Origin of the sequence: Bacillus manliponensis, from assembly GCF_000712595.1 — a bacterium.
Lineage (GTDB): Bacteria > Bacillota > Bacilli > Bacillales > Bacillaceae_G > Bacillus_A > Bacillus_A manliponensis.
In genome coordinates, this window is sequence record NZ_JOTN01000088.1 from 1 (window position 1) to 453 (window position 453).

Here is a 453-nt window from a genome sequence, read left to right on the forward strand (position 1 = left end):
CAAATATATATGCTGTCAAAGTATTAGATCGTAATCAGAGAGGAGGTTATGATAGTATCATTCGAGGTATCAATTGGTCCATTGAACAAAATGTAGATATTATTTTAATGAGCCTGGGTGGTAGAACATACTCAAAAGAATTAGATAAAGTCATAAAAAAAGCTTCTAAAAAAGGAATTACCATAGTTTCAGCTGTTGGAAATGGCGGACTTTCAACACAAGATACTATTACATATCCCGCTAAATTAGAGGGGGTTATAGGAATAGGTGCAACCAATAATAAAAATGAGCGTTGGTTTAAGTCAAGTCGAGGAGAGGGCATTGATGTTATGGCCCCTGGAGAAAATATCTACGGTACTACATTAGATAATAAAACAGTCAAGCAAAGCGGTACTTCTGTAGCTGCTGCGTATACAACAGGAGTAATAGCTTTACTCAAACAACATGATAATG

1 protein-coding gene is annotated in these 453 nt (G+C 35.8%); it reads left to right on the top strand.

From position 1 onward, the window contains the following. A partial coding sequence (locus tag BAMA_RS23340; protein WP_034644466.1) for a S8 family serine peptidase occupies positions 1-453 on the top strand: 453 nt, incomplete at both ends.